Here is a 24,269-nt window from a genome sequence, read left to right as displayed (position 1 = left end):
AAACATGGCTGACGAACCCACCACAGGCGGCGAAGGCTCCAGCGCTCCCGAGCCCGGCCAGGAACCCGACACCACCCTGGCCGCACCCGCCGACCACCAAGAGCCGGTCGTCGCCGGCAAGGCCCGGACCGGCATGTTCCAGGTCGAGGGCACCGGCGACACCTCCGGCTTCGGCGGCTTGGTCCTCCCGGTCTACAGCCCGGCCCCGGCCGAGCGCCCCTACGGCGGCTGGTTCGACGAGCTGGCCGACGACCTCGGCGCCGCCATGGCCACCCGGCAGATCCCGGCCACCGCGATCCAGCAGGTCACCGTCGACCGCGGCGAGATCACCTTCTACGTCGCCCGCGAGCACCTGCTCGCCCTGTGCTGGACGCTGCGCGACGAGCCCGCCCTGCGCTTCGAGCTGTGCAGCTCGGTGTCCGGTGTGGACTACGGCGTGGACATTCCGCAACGCCTGCACTCCGTCTACCACCTGACGTCGATGACGTTCCGCCGCCGCATCCGGCTGGAGGTGGCCCTCGACATCGAGGACCCGCACGTGCCCTCCGTGGTCGAGGTCTACCCGACCGCCGACTGGCAGGAACGCGAGGCCTGGGACATGTTCGGCATCGTCTACGACGGACACCCGGCGCTGACCCGGATCCTCATGCCGGACGACTGGGACGGCCACCCGCAGCGCAAGGACTACCCGCTCGGCGGGATTCCCGTGGAGTACAAGGGCGCGGAGATTCCTCCGCCGGACCAGCGGAGGTCGTACTCGTGACCACCAGCGACGACACAGCGACGGTCGCCGAGTCCAGGGAGACCACCGAGGGCCGCGTCTACACGGTCACCGGCGGCGACTGGGACACCGTGCTCGATGACGCGATCCACGACGAGCGCATCATCATCAACCTGGGCCCGCAGCACCCGTCGACGCACGGCGTGCTGCGCCTGGTCCTCGAACTCGAGGGCGAGACGGTCACCCAGGCCCGCTCGGTGATCGGCTACCTGCACACCGGCATCGAGAAGAACTGCGAATACCGCACCTGGACCCAGGGCGTCACCTTCGTGACCCGCATGGACTACCTGGCGCCGCTGTCCAACGAGGCCGCCTACTGCATGGCGATCGAGAAGCTCCTCGGCATCGAGGCGCCGCGCCGCGCGCAGGTCATCCGGGTCATGCTGCTGGAGCTCAACCGGATCGGCTCGCACCTGGTCGCGCTGGCCACCGGCGGCATGGAGCTTGGCTCCCTGACGGCGATGACCGCGGGCTTCCGCGAGCGCGAGGAAGTCCTGCACCTGCTGGAGCACCTGACCGGCCTGCGGATGAACCACGCGTTCATCCGTCCCGGCGGTCTCGCGCAGGACCTCCCGGCGGACTACCACCAGAAGACCGTCGACTTCCTCAAGGTCATGGACTCGCGGCTGCCGGACTACGACAAGCTGCTGACCGGCCAGCCGATCTGGAAGAACCGCCTCATCGGCATCGGCTACCTGCCGGTCGACGCGTGCCTCGCGCTCGGCATCACCGGCCCGATCCTGCGTTCGGCGGGCCTGGCCTGGGACCTGCGCAAGACCGAGCCGTACCTGGGCTACGAGGAGTACGACTTCGAGGTCCCGACCTCGACCGCGGCCGACGCGTACGCGCGCTACCTGCTGCGGGTGGAGGAGATGCACCAGTCGCTCAAGATCGTCGCCCAGTGCCTCAAGAAGCTGGAGCCGGGCCCGGTCATGGTCGAGGACCAGAAGATCGCCTGGCCCGCGAAGCTCAGCATCGGCAACGACGGCATGGGCAACTCCACCGCGCACGTCGCCAAGATCATGGGTCAGTCGATGGAGTCGCTGATCCACCACTTCAAGCTGGTCACCGAGGGCTTCAAGGTCCCGGCGGGCCAGGTGTACGTGCCGGTGGAGTCCCCGCGCGGCGAACTGGGTTACCACCTGGTCTCCGACGGCGGCACCCGCCCGCTGCGCGTGCACGTGCGCGAACCAAGTTTCGTCAACCTGCAGGCGATGCCCGCCATGTCCGAGGGCAGCATGGTCGCCGACGTGATCGCGGCCGTCGCCTCGATCGACCCCGTGATGGGAGGGTGTGACCGATGAGCGCCGAAGCCGTCGAGGTCACCGCCGAGTCCACAGCGGACGGTGCCGTGTTCGGTGCCGACACCGTCGAGAAGGCGCAAGCGATCATCGCGCGCTACCCCCAGTCGCGGTCGGCGCTGCTGCCGATGCTGCACCTGGTGCAGTCGGTCGAGGGCAAGGTCAGCCAGGCGGGCATCGAGTTCTGCGCCGGCCTGCTCGACCTGTCCGCCGCCGAGGTCAGCGCGGTCGCGACGTTCTACACCATGTACAAGCGCAAGACCTGCGGCGAGCACCTCGTCAGCGTCTGCACCAACACCTTGTGCGCGGTGCTGGGCGGCGACGAGATCTACAAGACGCTCGGCGAGCACCTGGGCGCCGACGGCAAACGCCTCGGTCACAACGAGACCGCGGGGGAGCCGGGGGCGCCTGGCTCGATCACGCTGGAGCACGCCGAGTGCCTGGCCGCCTGCGACCTCGGCCCGGTCATCCAGGTCAACTACGAGTTCTTCGACAACCAGACCCCCGAGTCGGCTGTCACGCTGGTGAACGCCCTGCGCTCCGGCGAGAAGCCGCAGCCGACCCGCGGCGCCCCGCTGCGCGACTTCCGCACCGCGGAGCTGGAGCTGGCCGGGTTCTTCCCGGAGGACGACGCCGACTATCGCGCCACTGTGGACGGTCCGTCCGCCGCCGTGGAGACGCTGCGCGGCGCGAAACTCGCCGAGGAGAGCGGCTGGACCGCTCCGGCGATGCCGAACCCGCCGCTGCCGGAGGTTCCCGCGAAATGAGTTCCCCCAACAAGCCCGCGCCGGTCACCCCGGTGCTCACCAAGCGCTGGCTGTCCCCGCTGTCGTGGTCGATCAAGACCTATGAGCAGCTCGAGGGCTACACCGCGCTGCGCAAGGCGCTCGCGGGCACGCCTGAGCAGCTCGTCCAGCTGGTGAAGGACTCCGGCCTGCGCGGCCGCGGTGGCGCGGGTTTCCCCGCGGGCATCAAATGGTCGTTCATGCCGCCCAACGAGGACAAGCCGCACTACCTGGTGATCAACGCCGACGAGGGCGAGCCGGGCACGTGCAAGGACATCCCGCTGATGATGGCCGACCCGCACTCGCTGATCGAGGGCTGCATCATCGCCTCGTACGCGATGCGGTCGCACCACTGCTTCATCTATGTGCGCGGCGAGGCCCTGCACTGCATCCGCCGCCTCAACGCGGCGGTTCGCGAGGCGCACGCCGCTGGCTACCTCGGCAAGGACATCCTCGGCTCCGGGTTCGACCTGGAGATCACCGTGCACGCGGGCGCGGGCGCCTACATCTGCGGTGAGGAGACCGCGCTGCTCGACTCGCTGGAGGGCCGCCGCGGCCAGCCGCGACTCAAGCCGCCGTTCCCCGCAGCAGCCGGTCTCTACGCCGCGCCGACCACGGTGAACAACGTCGAGACCATCGCCAGCGTGCCGTTCATCGTCAACGGCGGCTCCGACTGGTTCCGCACGATGGGCACCGAGAAGTCCCCCGGCCCCAAGATCTACTCGATCTCCGGGCACGTGGAGAAGCCGGGCCAGTACGAGGCCCCGTTGGGCACCACGCTGCGGGAACTCCTCGAACTCGCGGGCGGCATGAAGGACGGCGTCCCGCTGAAGTTCTGGACCCCGGGTGGCTCGTCCACGCCGATGTTCACCGCCGAACACCTCGACGTCCCCCTGGACTTCGAAGGCGCGGCGGAAGCCGGTTCGATGCTGGGCACGACCGCGGTCATGGTCTTCAACGAGACCGTGTCCGTGCCGTGGGCGGTCATGAAGTGGACGCAGTTCTACGAGCACGAGTCCTGCGGCAAGTGCACCCCGTGCCGCGAGGGCACCTACTGGCTCACCGGCATCCTGGAGCGGATGAACGCGGGCGAGGGCACGCCGTCGGACATCGACACGCTGCTCGACATCTGCGACAACATCCTCGGCCGGTCGTTCTGCGCGCTCGGTGACGGCGCGGTCAGCCCGATCACCAGCGGCATCAAGTACTTCCGCGACGAATTCCTGGCCCTGTGCGAGAAGAACAGGGTCGGCGCGCACGCACTGGCAGGAGCGCACTCATGACCATCGCGCCCGAGAACGCGGTCGAGAAAGCCCCCGTTCCCGAAGGGCACGTGCGGCTGACCATCGACGGTGCCGAGGTGATCGCGCCCAAGGGCGAACTGATCATCCGCACCGCCGAGCGGCTGGGCATCCAGATCCCCCGGTTCTGCGACCACCCGCTGCTCGAACCCGCCGGTGCCTGCCGCCAGTGCCTCGTCGAGGTCGAGATGGGCGGACGGCCCATGCCGAAGCCGCAGGCCTCGTGCACGATGACCGTCGGCGACGACATGGTGGTCAAGACCCAGCTCAGCTCCCCGGTCGCCGACAAGGCGCAGCAGGGTGTGATGGAGCTGCTGCTCATCAACCACCCGCTCGACTGCCCGATCTGCGACAAGGGCGGCGAATGCCCCCTGCAGAACCAGGCGATGTCGAACGGCCGCACGGACTCGCGCTTCCACGAGACCAAGCGGACCTTCCCGAAGCCACTGGCGATCAGCACCCAGGTGCTCCTCGACCGCGAGCGCTGCGTGCTCTGCCAGCGCTGCACCCGGTTCTCGGCGCAGATCGCGGGCGACCCGTTCATCGAACTGCTCGAACGCGGCGCCCAGCAACAGATCGGCATCGCCGAGGAGAAGCCCTTCCAGAGCTACTTCTCCGGCAACACCATCCAGATCTGCCCGGTCGGCGCGCTGACCAGCGCGGCCTACCGGTTCCGGTCCCGCCCGTTCGACCTGGTGTCCACCCCGAGCGTGTGCGAACACTGCTCGTCGGGCTGCGCCGAGCGCACCGACTCGCGCCGCGGCAAGGTCACCCGCAAGCTCGCGGGTGACGACCCCGAGGTCAACGAGGAGTGGATCTGCGACAAGGGCCGCTTCGCCTTCCGCTACGCCACCGCCGCCGACCGGATCACCCGGCCGATGGTGCGCGACGCGAAGACCGGTGAGCTCGTCGAGACCAGCTGGACCGACGCGCTGCAGCTCGCGGCCGATGGTCTGGCCAAGGCGGTCGCGGGCAAGGGTGCCGCGGTGCTCACCGGCGGTCGCCTGACCGTCGAGGACGCCTACGCCTACGCCAAGTTCGCCCGCATCGCGCTGCGCACCAACGACATCGACTTCCGCGCCCGTCCGCACTCCGCCGAGGAACTCGACTTCCTCGCGTCCACTGTGGTCGGGACGACGCCGGAGACCGGCGTCACCTTCAAGGGCATCGAGAAGGCCCCCGCTGTTCTCTGCGTGGCCTTCGAACCGGAAGAGGAAGCCCCGATCGTGTTCCTGCGGCTGCGCAAGGCGGCACGCAAGGGCAAGACCAAGGTCTTCCACATCGGACAGTGGACCAGCCCGAGCGTCGAGAAGACCTTCGGCACCCTGCTCGCCACCGCGCCCGGCGGCGAGGCGGCGGCCCTGGACGGTCTGGCCGAGCACGCCCCCGACGTCACGTCCGCGTTGTCCGCTGAAGGGGCGGTGATCCTGGTCGGCGAGCGTGCCGCGCAGGTCCCCGGCCTGCTCAGCGCCGCGCTGCGGTTGGCGGCGTCGACCAGCGCCAAGCTCGCGTGGATCCCGCGCCGCGCCGGTGAGCGCGGCGCGCTCGACACGGGTGCGGCGCCCACGCTGCTGCCCGGTGGCCGCCTGGTCACCGACGCCGCCGCGCGCGCCGAGGTCGAGCAGGCGTGGGGCCTGGCGCCCGGCGCACTGCCCACCCAGCCCGGCCGCGACGGCGACGCGATCATCGCCGCCGCCGCGAACGGTCGGCTCGACGCGCTGGTCGTCGGCGGTGTCGACCCGCTCGACCTGACCGACCCGGCGCTGGCCGAGCGCGCGCTCGACACGGCGGGCTTCGTGGTCAGCCTCGAACTCCGGCACAGCGCGGTCACCGCGAAGGCCGACGTCGTCCTGCCCATCGCGCCGTCGGTGGAGAAGGCGGGCAGCTACCTGAACTGGGAGGGCCGCCGACGCGAGTTCGTCAGCACCCTCGAAGGCACGGGCGCGATGTCAGACGGCCGGGTCCTGGACTCGCTGGCCGTGGAGATGGACGTCGACCTGTTCACCCAGACCCCGGCCGCATCGGCCGCGGACCTGGCCCGCCTGCCGGTCGTGGTCCGCACGGGCACGGCGCCGACCGCGACCCCGGTCGCGGGCAACGGCTCGGTCCGGCTGGCGACCTGGCGGATGCTGCTCGACAACGGCTCGCTGCAGGACGACGAGCCGAACCTGGCGGGCACCGCCCGCCCGGTCGTGGCCCGCCTGTCGAGCAAGACCGCGTCTGACAACGGGGTCACCGACACCGTCAAGGTCAGCACCGACCGCGGCACGATCACCGTGCCGGTCGAGGTCGCCGACCTGCCCGACGGCGTGGTCTGGCTGCCCGGCAACTCCGGCGAGTCCGCTGTCCGCGCCGTTCTCGGCGCAGGCCACGGCAGTCCGGTCGCCATCGCACCTGGAGGGAACGCATGACCAGGGCCCAACTCCTGGCCGACGACCCGATCTGGCTCATCCTGATCAAGGCCGTCGTGCTGCTGCTGCTCGGCGCGGTCGCGACCATGGCGATGATCATTCTGGAGCGCAAGATCGTCGCCAGGATGCAGCACCGCCCCGGCCCCAACCGGGTCGGTCCGAACGGCTGGTTCCAGTCCATCGCGGACGCGATCAAGCTGCCGTTCAAGGAACAGATCATCCCCGACACGGCCGACCGGAAGGTCTACTTCCTGGCGCCGATCATCTCGGTGATCCCCGCGTTCCTGGCCTTCACCGTCATCCCGTTCGGCCCCGAGGTCTCGATCTTCGGCGAGCGCACGGTGTTGCAGCTGGTCGACCTGCCGGTCGGCGTGCTCGTGGTGCTGGCCTGCTCCTCGCTGGGCGTCTACGGCATCGTGCTCGCGGGTTGGGCCTCCGGCTCGCCGTACCCGCTGCTCGGCGGTCTGCGCTCGGCGGCCCAGGTGATCTCCTACGAGATCGCGATGGGGCTGTCGATCGTCGCGGTCATCCTCTACACCGGGTCGCTGTCCACCGGTGACATCGTCGACGCGCAATCCACCGGCTGGTATTTCTACCTGTTGATCCCGAGCTTCCTCATCTACTGCATCTCCATGGTCGGCGAGACCAACCGAGCCCCCTTCGACCTCCCCGAGGCCGAGTCGGAGCTGGTCGGCGGCTTCCACACCGAGTACAGCTCGATGAAGTTCGCCCTGTTCTTCCTCGCCGAGTACGTCAACATGGTCATCGTCTCCGCGTTCTGCACCACGCTGTTCCTCGGCGGGTACATGGCGCCGTGGCCCATCTCGGCCATCGGCGACAACATGTTCAATACCGGCTGGTGGCCGCTGCTGTGGTTCTTCGGCAAGACATGGATCCTGCTGTTCGTCTTCATCTGGCTGCGCGGCACGCTGCCCCGCCTGCGCTACGACCAGTTCATGCGACTGGGCTGGAAGATCCTGGTCCCGGCGAACCTGGTCTGGATCGTGCTCGTGGTGGCGCTGCGGGCGTTCCGCAACGAGGCTGAGATCTCTCCGCAGACGATCCTGATCGCGGGCGGTGTCGTGCTGGTGCTGCTCATCGGGCTCAGCTTCCTGCTGCCCGAGCGCAAGATCGACCGCGACGAGGGCCGCGTGCCGGTCACCGGCGGCGGCTACCCGATCCCGCCGCTGGACCTGTCGATCCCGGACAAGAACGCCAAGCCCGCGAGGGTCCGCCGGGCCGCGCGGCGTGAACACGCCGCCGTGGCCGCGGGTGAGAGGGAAGCAGAATGAGCGTCTTCGATCCCTTGAAGGGCTTCGGAGTGACCTTCTCTACGATGTTCAAGAAGGTCGTCACCGAGGAGTACCCGGAGGCCGGTGCCCCGGCCGCGCCGCGCTACCACGGCCGCCACCAGCTCAACCGGCACCCGGACGGGCTGGAGAAGTGCGTCGGCTGCGAGCTGTGCGCCTGGGCGTGCCCGGCCGACGCGATCTTCGTCGAGGGCGGCGACAACACCGAGGACGCGCGCTACTCCCCGGGCGAGCGCTACGGCGCCGACTACCAGATCAACTACCTGCGCTGCATCGGCTGCGGCCTGTGCATCGAGGCGTGCCCGACCCGGTCGCTGACCATGCTCAACGACTACGAGCTGGCCGACGACGACCGGCAGCGGCTGATCTTCACCAAGGAGCAGCTGCTCGCGCCGCTGCTGCCGGGCATGGAGCAGCCACCGCACCCGATGTACCTCGGTGACAGCGAGCAGGACTACTACGTCAACGCTCCGTTCCTGGCCCGCAAGCACGGCTACCCGGACGCGGTCGGGGAGGAAAAGTGAGCGCGATGCTCATGGCGGCCCAAGAGGTCGCGAACCAGGTGTCGCTCGGCGAGGCGGTCACCTTCTGGGTCCTCGGTCCGCTCGCGCTGGCGGGCGGCCTCGGCATGGTGTTCGCGCGCAACGCGGTGCACTCGGCGCTGTTCCTGGTGCTGACGATGCTCAGCCTTGGCGCGCTCTACATGGTGCAGCAGGCGCCGTTCCTCGGCTTCGTGCAGATCATCGTCTACACCGGCGCGATCATGATGCTGTTCCTGTTCGTGCTGATGCTCGTCGGCCGCGACTCGTCGGACTCGGTGGTCGAGGTGCTGCGCGGGCAGCGGCTGTGGGCGGGCGCGCTCGGCGTCGGCCTCGCCGTGCTGATGGTCGCCGCGGTCGCGCGGTCGCTGACCTCGGCCCGCGCGGTCGGGCTCACCGGTGAGCAGGCCAACGGCGGCAAGGGCAACGTCTACAACATCGGCTACGAGATCTTCACCGACTACCTGTTCCCCTTCGAGCTGACCTCGGCGCTGCTGATCGTCGCCGCGGTCGGCGCGATGATCCTCGGCTACGTCGACCGGCACCAGAAGGGCCGCAAGACGCAGAAGGAACTGGTCGAGGCCCGCTTCCGCGGCGAGCACGACCGGCCTTCGCCGCTGCCCGGCCCCGGCGTGTTCGCCACGTCGAACTCGGTGGCCACCCCGGCGCTGCTGCCGGACGGCTCGGTCGCCCCGGAGTCGCTGTCGCGGCTCATCGAGGCCACCGCGTCGGAGAAGCTCGACGAGGAGCGCAAGGCGGTGGCGGGTCTGCTGCCCGGCCCGGACGCGCGTTCGCTCGCGCCCGGTAAGGAGGACAAGGCATGACGCCGTCGTACTACTTGCTGCTCTCCGCGCTGCTGTTCACCATCGGCGCCGTCGGCGTCTTGGTGCGCCGCAACGCCATCGTCGTGTTCATGTGCATCGAGCTGATGCTCAACGCCGTGAACCTGACGCTGGTGACCTTCTCGCGGATGAACGGCTCGCTGGACGGGCAGGTGATGGCCTTCTTCGTGATGGTCGTGGCCGCCGCGGAGGTCGTGGTCGGCCTGGCGATCATCATGTCGATCTTCCGCACCCGCCGGACCGCGTCGGTCGACGACGCCAACCTGCTGAAGTACTAGGGAGACTCGGTGACGGGAACGATCAACCTCGCTGCTGAGGTGCAGCAGGCAGGCGGCGCCGCGAGTGCCGCCTGGCTGCTGCTCCTCCTCCCTGCCTTGGGCGCGGCCGTGCTGCTGCTCGGCGGGCGGCGCACCGACAAGTGGGGCCACCTGCTGGGCTGCGCGACGGTCATCGCCGCGTTCGCCTACGGCCTGGTCCTCTTCCTGGACAGCACGTCGCTGGCAGCCGACGACCGGATGCAGAACCTGCACCTGTTCGACTGGATCCAGGCGGGCGCGCTCAACATCGACTTCGGCCTGCGGCTCGACCCGCTGTCGCTGACGTTCGTGCTGCTGATCACCGGTGTGGGCGCGCTGATCCACATCTACTCGATCGGCTACATGAACGCCGACGCCGACCGCCGCCGCTTCTTCGGCTTCCTGAACCTGTTCATCGCGGCCATGCTCCTGCTGGTCCTCGGCAACTCGTTCGTGACGCTGTACTTCGGCTGGGAAGGCGTCGGTCTCGCCTCCTACCTGCTCATCGGCTGGTACCAGGGCAAGGACTTCGCGGCCACCGCGGCCAAGAAGGCGTTCATCATGAACCGGGTCGGCGACGTCGGCCTGGCCCTGGCGATCTTCCTGATGTTCAAGACGATGGGCAGCACCCAGTTCGACGTGGTCTTCGACAAGATCGGCGAGCAGTCGACCGGCACCGTCGTGGCCATCGGCATCCTGCTGCTGCTCGGCGCCTGCGGTAAGTCCGGCCAGTTCCCGCTCCAGGCCTGGTTGCCTGACGCGATGGCCGGTCCGACGCCGGTCTCCGCACTGATCCACGCCGCGACCATGGTGACCGCGGGCGTCTACCTCATCGCCCGCTCCAGCCCGATCTACTCGCTGCCGCAGGCCGAGGACGCGCGCTTCGTCGTGATGATCATCGGTGCGCTGACGCTGCTGATCGGTTGTGTCATCGGCTGCGCGTACGACGACTTCAAGAAGGTGCTGGCCTACTCGACGGTCAGCCAGATCGGCTACATGATCCTGGCCGTCGGCCTCGGCCCGGCCGGGTACGCGCTGGGCATAATGCACCTGCTGACCCACGGCTTCTTCAAGGCCGGGCTCTTCCTCGGCGCCGGTTCGGTCATGCACGGCATGAACGATGAGGGCGACATCCGGCGGATGGGCGGCCTGGCGAAGAAGATGCCGGTCACCTTCATCACCTGGACGCTGGGCTACCTCGCGCTGGTCGGCTTCCCGTTCCTGTCCGGCTACTTCTCCAAGGACGCGATCATCGCCGCTGCCTTCGGCGAGCACGGCTGGCGCGGCTGGGTCTTCGGCGGCGTCGCGCTCTTCGGCGCCGGGCTGACCGCGTTCTACATGACGCGCCTGCTGATCCTGGTGTTCCTCGGCAAGCCCCGCTACGAGAACCTCAAGAGCGAGGACGGCCGCGACTACCACCCGCACGAGTCCGGTGCCACGATGACCATCCCGATGATCATCCTGGCCGTCGGCTCGGTCGGCATCGGCGCCTTCCTGGCGCTGGGCGACCGGCTCGCGGGCTGGCTGGAGCCGACCGTGGGCCCGCTGGCCGAGACCCACGGCCCGCTCTCGCACGGCATGATCGCGATCCTCACGGTGGCCATCTCCGCGCTCGGCGCGGTGATCGCGTTCCTGATCTTCGGCCGCGGCGAGCAGCCGGTGACCAGGCCCGCGCGGGTGTCGTTCCCGGTTCGCGCCGCGCGCGCCGAGCTCTACGGCAACCACCTCAACGAGGCCCTGGTCGGCAAGCCGGGCATCTGGCTGTCGCGGGCGCTGGTCTACGTCGACAACCGCGGCGTGGACGGCCTGGTCAACGGCATCGCCGCCGCGCTCGGCGGTAGCTCGGGTCGCCTGCGTCGCACGCAGACCGGCTTCGTGCGGTCGTACGCACTGACCATGCTCGGCGGCTCGATCCTGGTAGTGGCAGCGATGTTGATGGTGAGGTTCGCATGACCTCTCAAGTTCTCGTGGCTCGATTCTGGTCGTCGCAGCACTGTGTCAATTGGGTGAGGTTCGCATGACCCCCGGTGTGTCCCAGGACGGTTCCTGGGTCCTGATGGTCCTGCTCCTGCTGCCGCTGGTCGGCGCCGGAGTGGTGATGGCCCTGCGGGCCAACGCCAAGCTCGCCAAGCAGACCGCGCTCGCGTTCTCGCTCGCCGAGTTCGCGATGGCCGCCTGCGCGTGGGCCAAGTACGACGCCGACGGCGCGCGGCTGCAGCAGTCGTTCTCCTTCGACTGGATCCCCGCCTTCGGCGTGCACATCTCCTTCGCCGTGGACGGCATCGCGCTGCTGATGATCGCCGCCATCGCGGTGCTGATCCCGCTGGTGATCGGCGCGGGCTGGGTGGACAAGCTGCCCGAGGGCCGCACCGCGGGCGGGTTCTTCGCGCTGATCCTGCTGGAGCAGGCGCTCACGATCGGCGTGTTCGCCGCGACCGACGTGTTCCTGTTCTACGTGCTCTTCGAGATCATGCTGATCCCGATGTACTTCCTGATCGGCTCCTTCGGCGGGGCCAACCGGCAGTACGCGGCGGTCAAGTTCTTCCTGTACTCGTTCCTCGGCGGCCTGATCATGCTGGCTTCGGTGATCGCCTGCTACGTCATGGCGGGCGACGAACTGGGCCAGGGCACCTTCGACTGGGCCACCCTGGTCCAGGTCGTTTCCGACGCGCCGCTGAGCACGCAGATCTGGCTGTTCCTCGGCTTCTTCGCCGCGTTCGCGATCAAGGCGCCGCTGGTCCCGCTGCACACCTGGCTGCCCGACGCCACCGCGGAGGCGCCCATCGGCGTGGCGGTGCTGCTCGTCGGCATCCTGGACAAGGTCGGCACCTTCGGCTTCCTGCGCTACCTGCTGCCGATGTTCCCCGCCGCCAGCGTGGAACTCGCGCCGCTGGTGCTGGTGATGGCCATCGCGGGCGTGGTCTACGGGTCGATCCTGGCCACCGGGCAGACCGACATGAAGCGGTTCGTCGCCTACGTGTCGATCGCCCACTTCGGCTTCATCGCGCTGGGCATCTTCTCGTTCAGCTCGCAGTCGCTGACCGGCTCGGTCACCTACATGCTCAACCACAGCATCGCCACCGGCATGCTGATCCTGGTCATCGGCATGGTGATCGCCCGCGGCGGCAGCACCCGCATCGCCGACTACGGCGGCATGTCGAAGCTGACCCCGGTGCTGGCGGGCATGCTGCTGATCGCCGGTCTGAGCACGCTGTCGCTGCCCGGCACCAACTCGTTCATCAGCGAGTTCCTGGTGCTCATCGGCTCGTACCCGAACCGGCCGGTGTTCACCATCATCGCCACCGTCGGCATGGTCTTCGCCGCGATCTACGTTCTCTGGCTCTACCAGCGGATCATGACCGGCCCCTTGCGCGGCAACGCTCTCGTCGCCGAAGAACCGCTTGCGGGTTCGAGCATTGATACAGCGGCCGGTGGTTCGGGCACAGTGCTGGCCCCCGAGGTCGGCGCCAAGAAGGCGATCTTCGATCTGGACGGCAGGGAGAAGCTGGTGCTCGCGCCGCTGCTTCTGCTGATCATCGGTCTGGGCGTGTACCCGAAGCCGGTACTCGACGTCGTGAACCCCACCGTGGGCGCCACGATGTGTGAGGCGGCCCTGGTCGACCCGGTTCCCGCAGAAAGGCCAGTGCAGTGTCGGTAATGACTTCGGTCCTCCTGCTCGCCCAGGAAGCGCCCGCGCAGCCCGCCAAGGTCCAGGCGCCGCCGGTCAGCACGATCTGGCCGATCCTGATCGTGCTCGGCGCGGCGTGTGTCGGCGTGCTGTTCGAGGCGTTCCTGCCCCGGCACCAGCGCTGGCCCGCGCAGGTAGTGCTGACCCTGGGCACCCTCGCGGCGGCGGGCGTGGCGCTGGCCGTCCTGGTCAACGACTTGCCCGCGGGCGGTGAGCTGGCCATGTTCGGCACGCTCGCCATCGACCGCCCGGCGCTGTTCCTCTGGGGCACGCTGCTGGCGCTGTCACTCGGCGCGGTCCTGATGATCGCCGACCGTTCCGTCGAACCCGGCGGCGCGTTCGTGGCCACCGCGGCGATCCGGCCCGGCACCATCCAGGACCGGGCCCAGGTCACCGCGACCGGCATGCAGACCGAGGTCTTCCCGCTGACGCTGTTCGCGCTCGGCGGCATGATGATCTTCTGCGCGGCCAACGACCTGCTGACGATGTTCATCGCGCTGGAAGTGCTGTCGCTGCCGCTGTACCTGATGTGCGGCCTGGCCCGTCGTCGCCGCCTGCTGTCGCAGGAGTCGGCGGTCAAGTACTTCCTGCTCGGCGCGTTCGCCTCGGCGTTCTTCCTCTACGGCCTCGCACTGCTCTACGGCTACGCCGGTTCGGTTCGCCTGGCCGACATCGCCGCCGCGGCGGCGGGCACCGACCGCTCCGACACGCTGCTGTTCGGCGGCATGGGCCTGCTCGTCGTCGGTCTGCTGTTCAAGGCGTCCGTCGGCCCGTTCCACACCTGGACCCCGGACGTCTACCAGGGCGCCCCGACCCCGGTCACCGCGTTCATGGCCGCCTGCACCAAGGTCGCCGCGTTCGGCGGAATCCTGCGCGTGCTGCAGGTCGCCTTCGAGGCGACAAGCTGGGAGTGGCGCAGCGTCCTGTCGGGCGTGGCGATCGTATCCATGATCATCGGCGCGGTGCTGGGCCTGACCCAGACCGACGTCAAACGGATGATCGCGTACTCGTCGGTCGCCCACGCCGGCTTCCTGCTCATCGGTTCCATCGCGCTGACCGAGAAGGGCCTGTCCGGCACGCTGTTCTACCTGCTGACCTACGGCTTCACCACGCTGGCCGCGTTCGGCGTGATCAGCCTGGTCCGCGACTCCTCCGGCGAGGCGACGCACCTGTCGCAGTGGGCGGGCCTGGCCAAGCGCTCGCCACTGGTCGCGGGCGTGTTCACCTTCATCCTGCTGGCACTGGCGGGTATCCCGCTGACCAGCGGATTCGTCGGCAAGTTCGTCGTCTTCGAGGCCGCCATCGCCGACGGGATGGCGCCGCTGGTGGTCATCGCGCTCATCGCCTCGGCGGTCGCCGCGTTCTTCTACCTGCGGGTGATCGTCCTGATGTACTTCAGCGAGCCCGCCGCGGACGGCCCGACCGTCACCGTCCCCGGTGCGTTCACCACCGCCGCCATCACCCTCGGCGTCGTGGTCACCCTGGTCCTCGGCATCGCCCCCGCCTTCGCCCTCGACTGGGCCGCGGGCGGCGCGTTCGCCGTCAGGTAAGCGTTTCTGGCTCGACGAATGGCGTCCGGCTCAGGCCGGGCGCCATTCGCTTTGTCGGCCAACTCAGCCGATGGCCCGCGGCGGTTCCGCGATCAACGCCTCGATGCTTTCCTCGTTGACACTGAGGCAGCCGTACAAGCTGACCGTGAAGGTCTTGTCGCTGACGATCAGCTGGTGCCCCTCCCGGTCGGCCACCCAGCCGCCGTCGGGCCCCCGCACGTGCTGCCACCCCACACCCAGGAGCAGCTCGCGCGCCTGTTTCGGGGTGAGCGGCGTGTCGCCGGTGACCTTGAAGGTCGCACCCCACCAGCCAATACACGGCTCCCAGCGCCCGGTCGCGGTGCTGCCGCCCAGAGCGGTCCGGACTTCCCGGCCGAGCGACTCCGCGCGTGCCTTGGCGGCGGCCACGTCCGAAGCGTCGGGCAGCGCGGCCCGGCGGTTCACCTCGACCACCACCGTGACCGCGACCGCCGCGACCGCCACCACCGCCGTCGCCCATTGGGCCCAGCGCGGCACCTCGGTCCGCAATGCCACCGCCGTCCACACCAGCGCGGCCAGATACACCGCCACGGCGAGCCAGCCGACCGCGTCGAGCGTCCACAGCGCGTCCTGGTACCGCGCGCCCTCGCCGGTCAGCAGGATCGCGATGGGGAGCGGCTCGCGGGCGGAACCGGTCTCGTCGGCGACGCACGCGCCCGCCACCACCAGCGCCGCCGCCGCGACCATGAACGGCACCGCCGCCCGCCGGGCGAGCCGCTCCCGGCCGCGCACGGAGCCCGCAAGGAGCGTCGCCGTCCCGGCGATGAACGGGCCGACGACCGACACGACGAACACCATGAAGAGGTATCCAGGCCCGATCACCCGGAACGCGAAGAACATCACGAGCGCCGCGATCTGGATCACCAGATTCGCGCTCGTCCGCATGAGCACATCATCAGCGCATGTTCGACAACGGCAAGCCGCATTGTCCGAATGGTTATGTCCGAACATGAGTTGGACCACGTTAGGGCCTGAACAGGTATTCCCCGAGCGTGTGGACATACCACGCCCAGTAGGCTCGATAGCATCACCGACCCTGCCGACCAGGAGCGCCGCGACGTGACAGACAGCGAGAACACGGCCATCTCCGAGGTGCCATCGTCGATGGGACTCGATGACGCCGACCCGGCGCTGGTGGCCGCCGTCGTCGACGGGCTCGGCAAGGTCGAAGCGCTGCTGCGCACCGTCGTGCACAGTGATGTCGACTTCGTCGACCAGGCCGCGCTGCACCTGGTCAAGGCCGGCGGCAAGCGTTTTCGCCCGCTGTTCACCCTGCTCGGCGCTCAGTTCAACGGCGGCAGCACCGACCAGGTGGTCGCCGCGGCCGCCGCGGTCGAGCTGGTGCACTTGGCCACGCTCTACCACGACGACGTCATGGACGAGGCCACCATGCGCCGCGGTGACGCCAGCGCCAACGCCCGGTGGAGCAACTCCATCGCCATCCTCACCGGCGACTTCCTCTTCGCCCACGCCTCCATGCTCGTGGCCGACCTCGGCCCGACCGCCACCCGCGTCATCGCCGAGACGATGCGCGAACTGGTCACCGGGCAGATGCGCGAGACCGTCGGCCCGCGCGACAGCGACCCGGTCGAGCACTACCTCTCGGTGATCGCGCAGAAGACCGGCTCGCTCATCGCCACCGCGGGCCGCTTCGGCGCGATGTTCTCCGGCGCCACCTCCGACCAGACCGCCGCGCTGGTCCGCTTCGGCGAGATCATCGGCGCCGCGTTCCAGATCTCCGACGACGTCATCGACATCGCCTCTCCCGCCGCCGAGTCCGGCAAGACCCCCGGCACCGACCTACGCGAGGGCATTCGCACCCTGCCGATGCTCTACGCGCTGGCCGACGGCGGCGACCCGCGCCTCGACGAACTGCTCGCAGGCCCGATCAGCGACGACGACGATGTCGAGGACGCTCTCACCCGGCTGCGCAAGTCGCCCGGTCTCGACCGCGCCCGCGCCACCCTCGACGATTACGCCACTTCGGCCTACGCCGAATTGCTGTCACTGCCCGAATGCGCCGCGCGATCGGCATTGGAACTGTTGACACGTTATGTAGTCGCCCGTACTCGATAAGGCACCAATGTCGCGTTACAGCCACTCCAAACTGTGATGTGTCAGGGAAATTCGCCGGACTGTGCCAGTCCCTCACCCGACCGCAGTAGCCTCCCCTAGGCTTGAGCGACGGTTTGACGCGCCACGCGGGCGCGACCGGGAGGGAGAAGTGGCAGATGCCGTTCTTCGGTCAGGTGTGGCTGTGGAGCCTCGCCGGATTCCTGGTCGGCGCGCTGCTGTGCTGGATCCTCATCGCCAACCCCGCGCGCAAGCGCATCGTCGACCTGCAGAGCAGGCTCGCGGCCGCCCGCAGGCGTGAAGCCGCGGTCGAAGCCGACCGGCGCGCCTACAACGAGCCAGAGGACGACTTCGACCGTCCCGTTGGCCGCGACTACCAGCCGGTTCCCGCGCTCGTGCCCGGCTTCGCCGACGACGAGCCCGCTGACCTGCGCACCCACAGCCCCGCCCCCGAGCGGGACTTCTTCGGCGACGCCGACCGCGCCGACCGCGATGACCGCGACGACCACCGCGATTTCTTCGCCGACGCCCACCGTGACGATCAGCGGGACGACCGCGAAGAGCACGGTGACTTCTTCGCCGACGCACAGCGCGATGATCAGCGCGCCGAGCGGGACGACCGCGAAGACGAGCGCCACGAAGACGCGTTCGACCAGGCCGAGTTCGCCGCCGAGCACGCCCGCCTCGACCACCCGGAGACCTTCGACCGGGACGAGGAGCAGCTCGCCGACACACCCGCCGAGGAACCCCGGCACATGGGGTCGCTCGACGGCCGCCTGCTCGGCGCCGAACCGGCGCTGACCCCGGCCGAGACCACCCAGTACATCCCCGCCGCCCGCGTGGGTGAGCCCGCCGACGAGCCAACCGGCGATTGGTTCGCCGACCCCGCTCCCGACGAGCACCTGGTCGACGACCTGGCCGACGCGGACGATCCCGTGCTCGACCGGCCCGCCGACGGCGGCACGATCTTCACCCAGCACACCACCCCGATCCCCGCCGAGCTGATCCGCCAGCTTGACGCGGGCGACCGCGGAAGCGCCGACGACGCCCTCGTCGACGACCTCGCCACCGAGGCCGACGAGGAGCCCGCACAGTACGAGCCGGAGCCGGTCGCCGAGGCCACCCAGTACCTGCGCCACGAGCCGGAGCCGGTCGCGGAGGCCGCCCAGTTCGACCGCGAGGAACCGGAGCCCGCCGACGCCACCCTGTTCGTCCGCACCGAACCCGTCGCCGAGGCGACGCAGTTCGTCCGCGTGCCACCCGTCGCCGAGCCGGAACCCGAGGTCCCCGCCGCCGCGTTCGGGGTCGATTCCGTCAAGGAGCCGACCGTGGCCTACGCCCAGCCCTCGAGCGCGCTGCCCAAGCGCATCCCCGCGAAGCCGGGCGGCCGCTTCCCGTTCGGGATCCAGACCACCACCCCGGCCCAGCCCGAGCCGATGCCCGCCGCCTCGGTGGAGACCCCAGCGGTGACGCAGGCCGACCGCGAACGCTCGCTGTTCGAGCCGGTCCGCTCGGCCGAGGAGGCCGAGTCCGCCGCCTCCCTGCCGCCGCCCCGCGCGCGCCGCTCCCGCACGGCGTTGAAGCAGGCGCCCACCGGCATCGACCCGTTCGTCCCGCCGGGGCCGTTCGGCCCGGGATCGGCGCTGCCCCTGCCCGGCGGCTCCTCGCCGTCGAGCGAGTACACGATCAAGGCGAGTGTGACGGCGCTGCGCTACTGCGCCCCGGAGTCGCCCCGGTTCGACCGGACGATCGCCGAGGTCTGGTTCCGCAGCGTGGCCGAGGCCGAGCGGGTCGGGTTCCGCCCGCTGGCCTGACGCAGGTCCGAACGGGTGGTTTCGTTCCGAGGCTCAACGGTCACTGACAGGCGAACACTGCGTTAATGGCCCACACATGGGGGAGTTATCCGCTCACGCCAAGTGGCGGTGATCCATTTCCGGTGATACAAGACACCCTGCGTCCTTTCGGGCGCACGAGGTCGTTCAAGTGGGCGGCCGGAGGTGCTTGTCCCGTTCGGAGCGGCCATGCCAAGTTCCGTAGCAGAATCGCTCAAGCCCGGTGAGACCCTGGTCCGCCGGACTGAGACGACCACATATGAACGTCGCGGCGGCTGGCTGCCATGGCTTCTCGGCTTGTTGCTGATCCCGGCGCTGCTCGCGCTGCTGGCCAGCTTCACATCGTGGGGTGAACGCGACGCCGTCCAAGACGATCTCGGCGCGAAATCGCTGGCCGCGCTGAGCGCCGCGGGCATCCCTGGGGCCAAGGTCAACATGGACGGTGTCGTCGCCAACGTCTCCGACGTGCCCGCCGACAAGGTCGACGCCGCCCGCGCGGCGGTCGAGGACGTCAGCGGCGTCTGGTCGGCCAACGTCACCGGGTCCGGCGGCTCCGGTTCCGGCGCCACACCACCCGCGCCCGCGAGCGCCAACCCGTCGGCCAGTGTCGTGCCCCCGGCCGCGAGTTCTGGCCCGCTCGGCTTCGAACTCAAGAACGGCCAGGTCGTCCTCACCGGCAACGTCCCGGATGAGGCCGCCCGGCAGGCGCTGGTCGCCGCGGCCACCCAGGTCGCTGGTGGCCGCCCGGTCGTCAACAATCTCGCAGTCGCCCCCGGAGCCACGCTCCCGGCCGCCCCGGCCGACCTGGCCAAGGCCGTCGTCCTACTGGGCACCGCGCCCGGCGACCGCGGCGTCAAGTGGGACGGAAACACGATCACGTTGACCGGCTCGGTGCCGACCGAGGCCGACAAGGCCGCCGCCACGCAGGCCGTGGCCGCAGCCGCCCCTGGCGTGAAGTTCGACAACCAGCTGACCGTCGCCGCCCCGGCGCCCGCGCCCGCGGTCGACAAAGCCGCGCTGCAGAAGCAGATCAACGACCTGCTCGCGGCCCAGGGCATCACGTTCCAGCCCAACTCGAGCACACTCACCGGCCCCGGCGCCGCGACGCTGCAGAAGATCGCGCCGCTGCTGGCGGGCAAGGACGTCTCGCTGGAGGTCTCCGGCCACATCGCCGACGTCGCCAACAGCCTCGACGGCCAGCAGCTCAGCGAGCAGCGCGCGGCGGCGGTCAAGGCTCAGCTCGCCCAGCTCGGGGTGCCCGCCGACAAGATGACCGCCAAGGGCTTCGGCGCGAGCAAACCGTTGCCGGGCAACGCCCCCAGCGCGCCCGCCAACCGCCGCGTCGAGATCACTGTTATCTAGGAGACGAGCCATGACTTATCTATTCGGGCAGGTGTGGCTCTGGATGCTGGTGGCGTTCCCGGCCGGGGCGCTGGTGGTGTGGCTGCTGGACCGCGTGTTCCGCAAGCCCAGGGTCGAGGTATTCGAGGACCGCTTCATGGACGCGGACCGCGGCAAGAGCCAGGCGGCGAACCGCCTTGCGATCATCTAGGAGGCGTGCCATGAGTTACCTGTTCGGCCAGATCTGGGTCTGGCTGCTGATCTCCTTCCTGTTGGGCGCGCTGGTCACCTGGCTGGTCCTGCGGGCCTCCCACAAACCAAAGGTCAGGGTCAGCGAGGAGCGGTTCACCGGCCCCGAGCTCAAGGCCAAGGAGCCCAAGGTCAAGAAGCGCACCGCCCCCGCGCGTGCGCAGGACTCGGCCCTGGGCACCCTCGACGACGACGAGCGCACCCAGGCCCTGCGCCCGGGCGACGAGTTCATCGACGAGACCCCCACCACCCGCATCCCGGTCCAGACCGAGACCGGCGCGGTATCCGGCACCGAGTCCGGCGCTGAGCCCGTAGCCGCATCCGGCGCGGCGTCCGGCACCGAGTCCGGCACCGAGTCCGGCACCCTGTCGGGCTCGCTGAGCGACGAAGCGCCCACCACCGCCCTTGGTGTCGGGGCGGTCGGCGCGGTCGCCGCGTCGAAGGATTTCGGCGCGGACTCGCCGACCGAACCCGACGCCGCCGCCGAGTCCGCCGATGGTGGCTCGTCGTGGTCCTCGGAGCCTCCGTCCTCGGACTCGTCGGAACCGCTGTCCGCTATCTCCGCGGACGCTGACGCTCCCGCCATCGAACCTTTCGGCGCGGGTTCGGCTCGTCCGCTGGCAGGTGGTGCGGCGCCGTCGAGCGAGTACACGGTCAAGGGCAACGAGGACTCGATGCTTTACCACACAACGGATTCGCCGTACTACGGTCGAACCATCGCTGAGGTCTGGTTCAAGACTCCGGCCGATGCGGAGCGTGCGGGATTCTCTCCGTGGAATCGGCAGAAGGCTCCGCAGGCTCTGGTCGCTCCGACTTGGGAGGCCGGTGCTTACGCCAATTCGGCCAAACCGAAGGCTGACGGGTCCGCGCCCGCTCCGGAATTCACCGTCAAGGGCAACGTGGACTCGATGCTGTTCCACACCGAGGAGTCCGCGTTCTACTCGGTGACCATCGCTGAAGTGTGGTTCCGGACCGCGGAGGACGCTGAGCAGGCCGGCTTCTCGCCGTGGAACCGGGTCGGTGGAGCGGAGCGTGGTGAGACTGCTGTGCCACAGCAGGCGGTCGCGCTTGAGGTTGGGCCGCACGGACCGAACTCGGCCAAGCCGAAGGCCGACGGTTCCGCGCCGTCCGGGGAGTACACGGTGAAGGGGAACGCGGATTCGATGCTGTTCCACACCACGGACTCGCCGTACTACACGCGGACGAAGGCCGAGGTCTGGTTCAAGGCCGCCGCGGATGCCGAGAAAGCGGGATTCACCGCGTGGAACCGGCGTCGGAGCGAGAAGTCTAGGTAGGAACCGCCGCGACAGGGCCGCCATCCGAAATGGGTGGCGGCCCTGTCGTCATTGCTCAGGCTGTCAGGCTGGGACCGTCCAGCGCTGGTTCACCCCGGCACTGCAGCTCCACAGCAGCAGTCTGGTCCCGTTCGCGGTTCCGCTCGCCTCGGCGTCGAGGCACAACCCCGACTTGCCGTTGCGCAGCGTTCCGTCCGGGTGGGCGGTCCACTGCTGCGCCAGGGAGCCGTTGCAGCCGTAGACCTGCACGACGGTGCCGTTGACAGTGCCGCCGCCACGGGCGTCCAGGCACAGGCCCAGGGCCCTGATCGACTTGTCCCCGGGGATCTCCCAGGTCTGCGCCGCGGTCTGGTTGCAGACATAGAGTTGCGTGGCCGTGCCCGGGGTCGCGCTGCCGTCGGTGACGTCGACGCACTTGCCGCCGATGCCGGTGATCGGGCCGACCATCCGGGGCAACGCCGTGTTGACCTCCGTGGCCAGTGCGTACGGGTCGCCGGTGGGCGTGTTCGAGTAGGTCTTGGTCTCGCGGTTCCAGGCGTCCTCGACGGCGAACCAGTTGATCCCCGCCGGGGCGGTGTTGTTCACCAGTGCGGTGTCGAGGCTGTCGAGGTACTTGGTCCAGCGCATCGTGTAGAAGTCGGCGACCAGGCCGGACAGCTCGCGGTTGGCGTAGTCGTGCAGCGCGTTGTCGCTGGTGCCCCACGTGGTCATGATCGACCGGGCGTCGTACTCCAGCGCCGTCTTCTCCGCCGCCGTCGTGCCCCACGCCTTGGCGTCGCGCAGCCACGGGCCGAGCAGTGAGTTCTTGTCGCTGGCCAGGAGCCGGTCGAGCAGATTCATGTCGGACTTCCATTCCGCGGCGAGTGCGCGGAACTTGGTGAGGTCCTTAGCGTCGTAAGCCAACTTGATGGCGGGCAGCAGGGCGCGGCTGCGGTTGGCCAGTGCTTGACGCGCGGTCTGCACCAGGTCGTATTTGTAGGCGTTGGTCGAGCGCAGGGCGGGGGCGACGGCCAGCAACTCGGTCAGCGCCCGGCGCACGGTGACCGCGTTGTAGCGCATCGCGCCGGGCGACCAACTCGCGGCCCTGGTCACGGTCAGGCTGGGGCGGGCGGCGAACAGGCTGTCCTGCGGCTCGGTCGAGCTGCCCGAGGGCATGCTGTACGGGCCGCGCCGCAGTTGGTCCCACGCGGCGGCGGCGCGGGTGTCGGTGCCCGCGTAGCGACGGGCGGCGTAGTCGGCGAACCAGGCGGTATGGTCGATCGGGCCGGTGCGCCAGGCCAGTTCGGCGAACAGCTCGAAGGTGGCCGGGTCGGTTCCGGTCCCCTCTGGCAGGTAGGCGATGCCCTTGAGCGCGCTGTTGGGCTTGGTGCGCCACTGGTCGAACCGGGTCGCCCACACGGCGGAGTTGGCGCCGATGGAGGTGTGGCCGCCGAAGTTGGGGATGGTGCCGAACGCGTAGGGTGCGCCCTTCCACTGGGTGTCGCGGTCGGTGTTGTCGAACTTGTCGGACAGACCGTCCACAATGAACAGTCTGTTGTGGTCGACGTTGTCGATGATCTCCACCGGCGGGTTGCTCTGCCAGCCGAGCAGGACCCAGATGGCGCCGGGACGCGCGGTGTCGAGCGCGGTGAACACGGCGCGGGCCGCGTCGCCGACCGGGACGTCACCGGGGTCGCCGCCCTCGTGCAGCAGATCCATCTTGTACATCGACGTGGTGCCGACCGTCGCGGCCTGGTGCCGGAAGAAAGCCTCGGCGACCCGGCCGAACATGACGTTGCGCGGGTCGAGCCAGTCCGGGCGGTCGAAGAAGCCGTACCAGGTGCCCTGCGGGACCACCCGACCCGTGGGGTTCTTGGCCACGAAGTTCGGCGGGACGGTGCCGAAGAAGCCGGGCAGGACCGGGGTCATGCCCAGGGCCTTGGTGTGGTCGACGATCTTCTTGCCCATCGCGGCGCGGGCGGTGATCAGCTGCTCGGACACCGGGCCCGGGAAGCCTGCCATGTTCTGCATCAGCCACCACGGCTGGCGCGACGGGCTCGGGATCCAGGACTGCAGTTCGGCCTTGCTGTAGCCGAACTCCTGCAGCGCGCCGTAGTACGCCGCGTCCGCACCCATTTGGACGAAGATCTCGTTGAAGCCGTGCAGGGCGAGCAGGTCGACCTGGCGCTGGAAGGTCGTCCAGTCGCGGTAGGCGCCGGAGTAGCCGTCGTCGGTGTCGTTGAGGGCGAACCGGTGGGCCACGGTCGCGGACTTGGTGATGGTGGCGGCCGGGGCGGGCAGGGTGGCGGGCAGCCGGGACAGGCTGTCACCGGGCCACCCAATGTCCACTTTGGCCACATATTTGAGGTACCAGCCGACACCGGCGAGCAGCACCGCGGGACTGGTGCCCGAAACCTTGACGGCGCCAGGGGTACCGGAGATGGAGTAGTAGTCGCCGCTCGACGGCTTGGGCACGGCCGTGAACGAGAACTGGGACGAGTGCGTGGGGACAAGGCGGGTCAGGGCGGCGGTGGCGGGGGCTGAGTCGAACGCCTCCGCCGCGGTCGCTTGGGTCGTGGGAAGGCCCACAAAGACGACGACTGACGCAAGTACGGCGACAAGACGACGCATGGAACACCTCGCTACCAGAAGGTTAG

At 69.4% G+C, this 24,269-nt stretch carries 19 protein-coding genes; 17 read left to right on the top strand and 2 right to left on the bottom strand.

Going from position 1 to position 24,269, the window contains the following annotated elements; translation table 11 throughout:
• Positions 1-4 precede the first annotated feature (4 nt).
• From BN1701_RS23845 to nuoN, 12 genes are all read left to right on the top strand, one after another.
• Entirely contained in the window at positions 5-763 is a 759-nt protein-coding gene (locus BN1701_RS23845) for an NADH-quinone oxidoreductase subunit C (protein ID WP_054052381.1), read from the top strand.
• Positions 760-2,085, top strand: coding sequence for an NADH-quinone oxidoreductase subunit D (locus BN1701_RS23840; RefSeq protein WP_054052378.1), 1,326 nt, complete (start codon positions 760-762; stop codon positions 2,083-2,085). Before BN1701_RS23845 ends, BN1701_RS23840 begins: the two co-directional genes overlap by 4 nt.
• The gene (gene nuoE / locus BN1701_RS23835) at positions 2,082-2,849 is read left to right on the top strand and encodes an NADH-quinone oxidoreductase subunit NuoE (RefSeq protein ID WP_054052376.1); all 768 of its coding nucleotides are present in this window, start codon (positions 2,082-2,084) and stop codon (positions 2,847-2,849) included. The genes BN1701_RS23840 and nuoE overlap by 4 nt, the downstream gene beginning before the upstream one ends.
• Positions 2,846-4,150 (top strand): NADH-quinone oxidoreductase subunit NuoF, encoded by a 1,305-nt coding sequence (gene nuoF / locus BN1701_RS23830; protein WP_054052374.1) that lies wholly within the window; start codon positions 2,846-2,848, stop codon positions 4,148-4,150. The genes nuoE and nuoF overlap by 4 nt, the downstream gene beginning before the upstream one ends.
• Positions 4,147-6,579, top strand: a complete 2,433-nt coding sequence (locus BN1701_RS23825) for an NADH-quinone oxidoreductase subunit G (RefSeq protein WP_054052372.1) — start codon at positions 4,147-4,149, stop codon at positions 6,577-6,579. Before nuoF ends, BN1701_RS23825 begins: the two co-directional genes overlap by 4 nt.
• Positions 6,576-7,871 (top strand): NADH-quinone oxidoreductase subunit NuoH, encoded by a 1,296-nt coding sequence (nuoH, locus tag BN1701_RS23820; protein ID WP_054052370.1) that lies wholly within the window; start codon positions 6,576-6,578, stop codon positions 7,869-7,871. The genes BN1701_RS23825 and nuoH overlap by 4 nt, the downstream gene beginning before the upstream one ends.
• Positions 7,868-8,413: an NADH-quinone oxidoreductase subunit NuoI gene (gene nuoI, locus BN1701_RS23815; protein ID WP_054052368.1), complete on the top strand. Its 546-nt coding sequence runs from the start codon at positions 7,868-7,870 to the stop codon at positions 8,411-8,413. Before nuoH ends, nuoI begins: the two co-directional genes overlap by 4 nt.
• A 5-nt stretch (positions 8,414-8,418) precedes the next feature.
• Positions 8,419-9,252, top strand: coding sequence for an NADH-quinone oxidoreductase subunit J (locus BN1701_RS23810; protein ID WP_067521334.1), 834 nt, complete (start codon positions 8,419-8,421; stop codon positions 9,250-9,252).
• Positions 9,249-9,548, top strand: coding sequence for an NADH-quinone oxidoreductase subunit NuoK (gene nuoK / locus BN1701_RS23805; protein ID WP_054052366.1), 300 nt, complete (start codon positions 9,249-9,251; stop codon positions 9,546-9,548). The genes BN1701_RS23810 and nuoK overlap by 4 nt, the downstream gene beginning before the upstream one ends.
• A 9-nt stretch (positions 9,549-9,557) precedes the next feature.
• Positions 9,558-11,519 carry an NADH-quinone oxidoreductase subunit L gene (gene nuoL / locus BN1701_RS23800; RefSeq protein ID WP_369800598.1) on the top strand — a complete coding sequence of 654 codons (1,962 nt, stop codon included), beginning with the start codon at positions 9,558-9,560 and terminating at the stop codon, positions 11,517-11,519.
• 64 nt (positions 11,520-11,583) lie between these two features.
• Positions 11,584-13,224 carry an NADH-quinone oxidoreductase subunit M gene (locus BN1701_RS23795; RefSeq protein ID WP_054052364.1) on the top strand — a complete coding sequence of 547 codons (1,641 nt, stop codon included), beginning with the start codon at positions 11,584-11,586 and terminating at the stop codon, positions 13,222-13,224.
• Entirely contained in the window at positions 13,224-14,804 is a 1,581-nt protein-coding gene (gene nuoN, locus BN1701_RS23790) for an NADH-quinone oxidoreductase subunit NuoN (RefSeq protein ID WP_054052362.1), read from the top strand. The genes BN1701_RS23795 and nuoN overlap by 1 nt, the downstream gene beginning before the upstream one ends.
• 63 nt (positions 14,805-14,867) lie before the next feature.
• Here nuoN and BN1701_RS23785 read toward each other — a convergent pair whose 3' ends face one another.
• Positions 14,868-15,728 (bottom strand): hypothetical protein, encoded by an 861-nt coding sequence (locus BN1701_RS23785; RefSeq protein ID WP_054052360.1) that lies wholly within the window; start codon positions 15,726-15,728, stop codon positions 14,868-14,870.
• A gap of 219 nt (positions 15,729-15,947) precedes the next feature.
• Here BN1701_RS23785 and BN1701_RS23780 point away from each other — a divergent pair, with 219 nt between their 5' ends.
• From BN1701_RS23780 to BN1701_RS23765, 5 genes are all read left to right on the top strand, one after another.
• Positions 15,948-16,919, top strand: coding sequence for a polyprenyl synthetase family protein (locus BN1701_RS23780; protein WP_054056077.1), 972 nt, complete (start codon positions 15,948-15,950; stop codon positions 16,917-16,919).
• Positions 16,920-17,074: 155 nt separating this feature from the next.
• Positions 17,075-18,730 carry a hypothetical protein gene (locus BN1701_RS36935; RefSeq protein WP_054052359.1) on the top strand — a complete coding sequence of 552 codons (1,656 nt, stop codon included), beginning with the start codon at positions 17,075-17,077 and terminating at the stop codon, positions 18,728-18,730.
• Between the two features lie 207 nt (positions 18,731-18,937).
• A complete protein-coding gene (locus tag BN1701_RS23770; protein WP_082860013.1) occupies positions 18,938-20,110 on the top strand; it encodes an OmpA family protein in 1,173 nt (390 codons plus the stop codon).
• A 10-nt stretch (positions 20,111-20,120) separates the two neighbouring features.
• Positions 20,121-20,300 (top strand): hypothetical protein, encoded by a 180-nt coding sequence (locus BN1701_RS35960; protein WP_157368186.1) that lies wholly within the window; start codon positions 20,121-20,123, stop codon positions 20,298-20,300.
• Between the two features lie 10 nt (positions 20,301-20,310).
• Positions 20,311-21,633, top strand: a complete 1,323-nt coding sequence (locus BN1701_RS23765) for a LapA family protein (protein ID WP_054052355.1) — start codon at positions 20,311-20,313, stop codon at positions 21,631-21,633.
• Positions 21,634-21,696: 63 nt separating this feature from the next.
• On the opposite strand, the gene BN1701_RS37905 is transcribed toward BN1701_RS23765, so the two are convergent.
• On the bottom strand, positions 21,697-24,243 hold the full coding sequence (locus tag BN1701_RS37905) for an alpha-N-acetylglucosaminidase TIM-barrel domain-containing protein (protein ID WP_054052353.1): 2,547 nt from the start codon (positions 24,241-24,243) through the stop codon (positions 21,697-21,699).
• Between the last annotated feature and the right edge of the window lie 26 nt (positions 24,244-24,269).

Origin of the sequence: Alloactinosynnema sp. L-07, assembly GCF_900070365.1 — a bacterium.
GTDB lineage: Bacteria > Actinomycetota > Actinomycetes > Mycobacteriales > Pseudonocardiaceae > Actinokineospora.
This window is presented reverse-complemented; position numbering and strand designations above follow the sequence as displayed.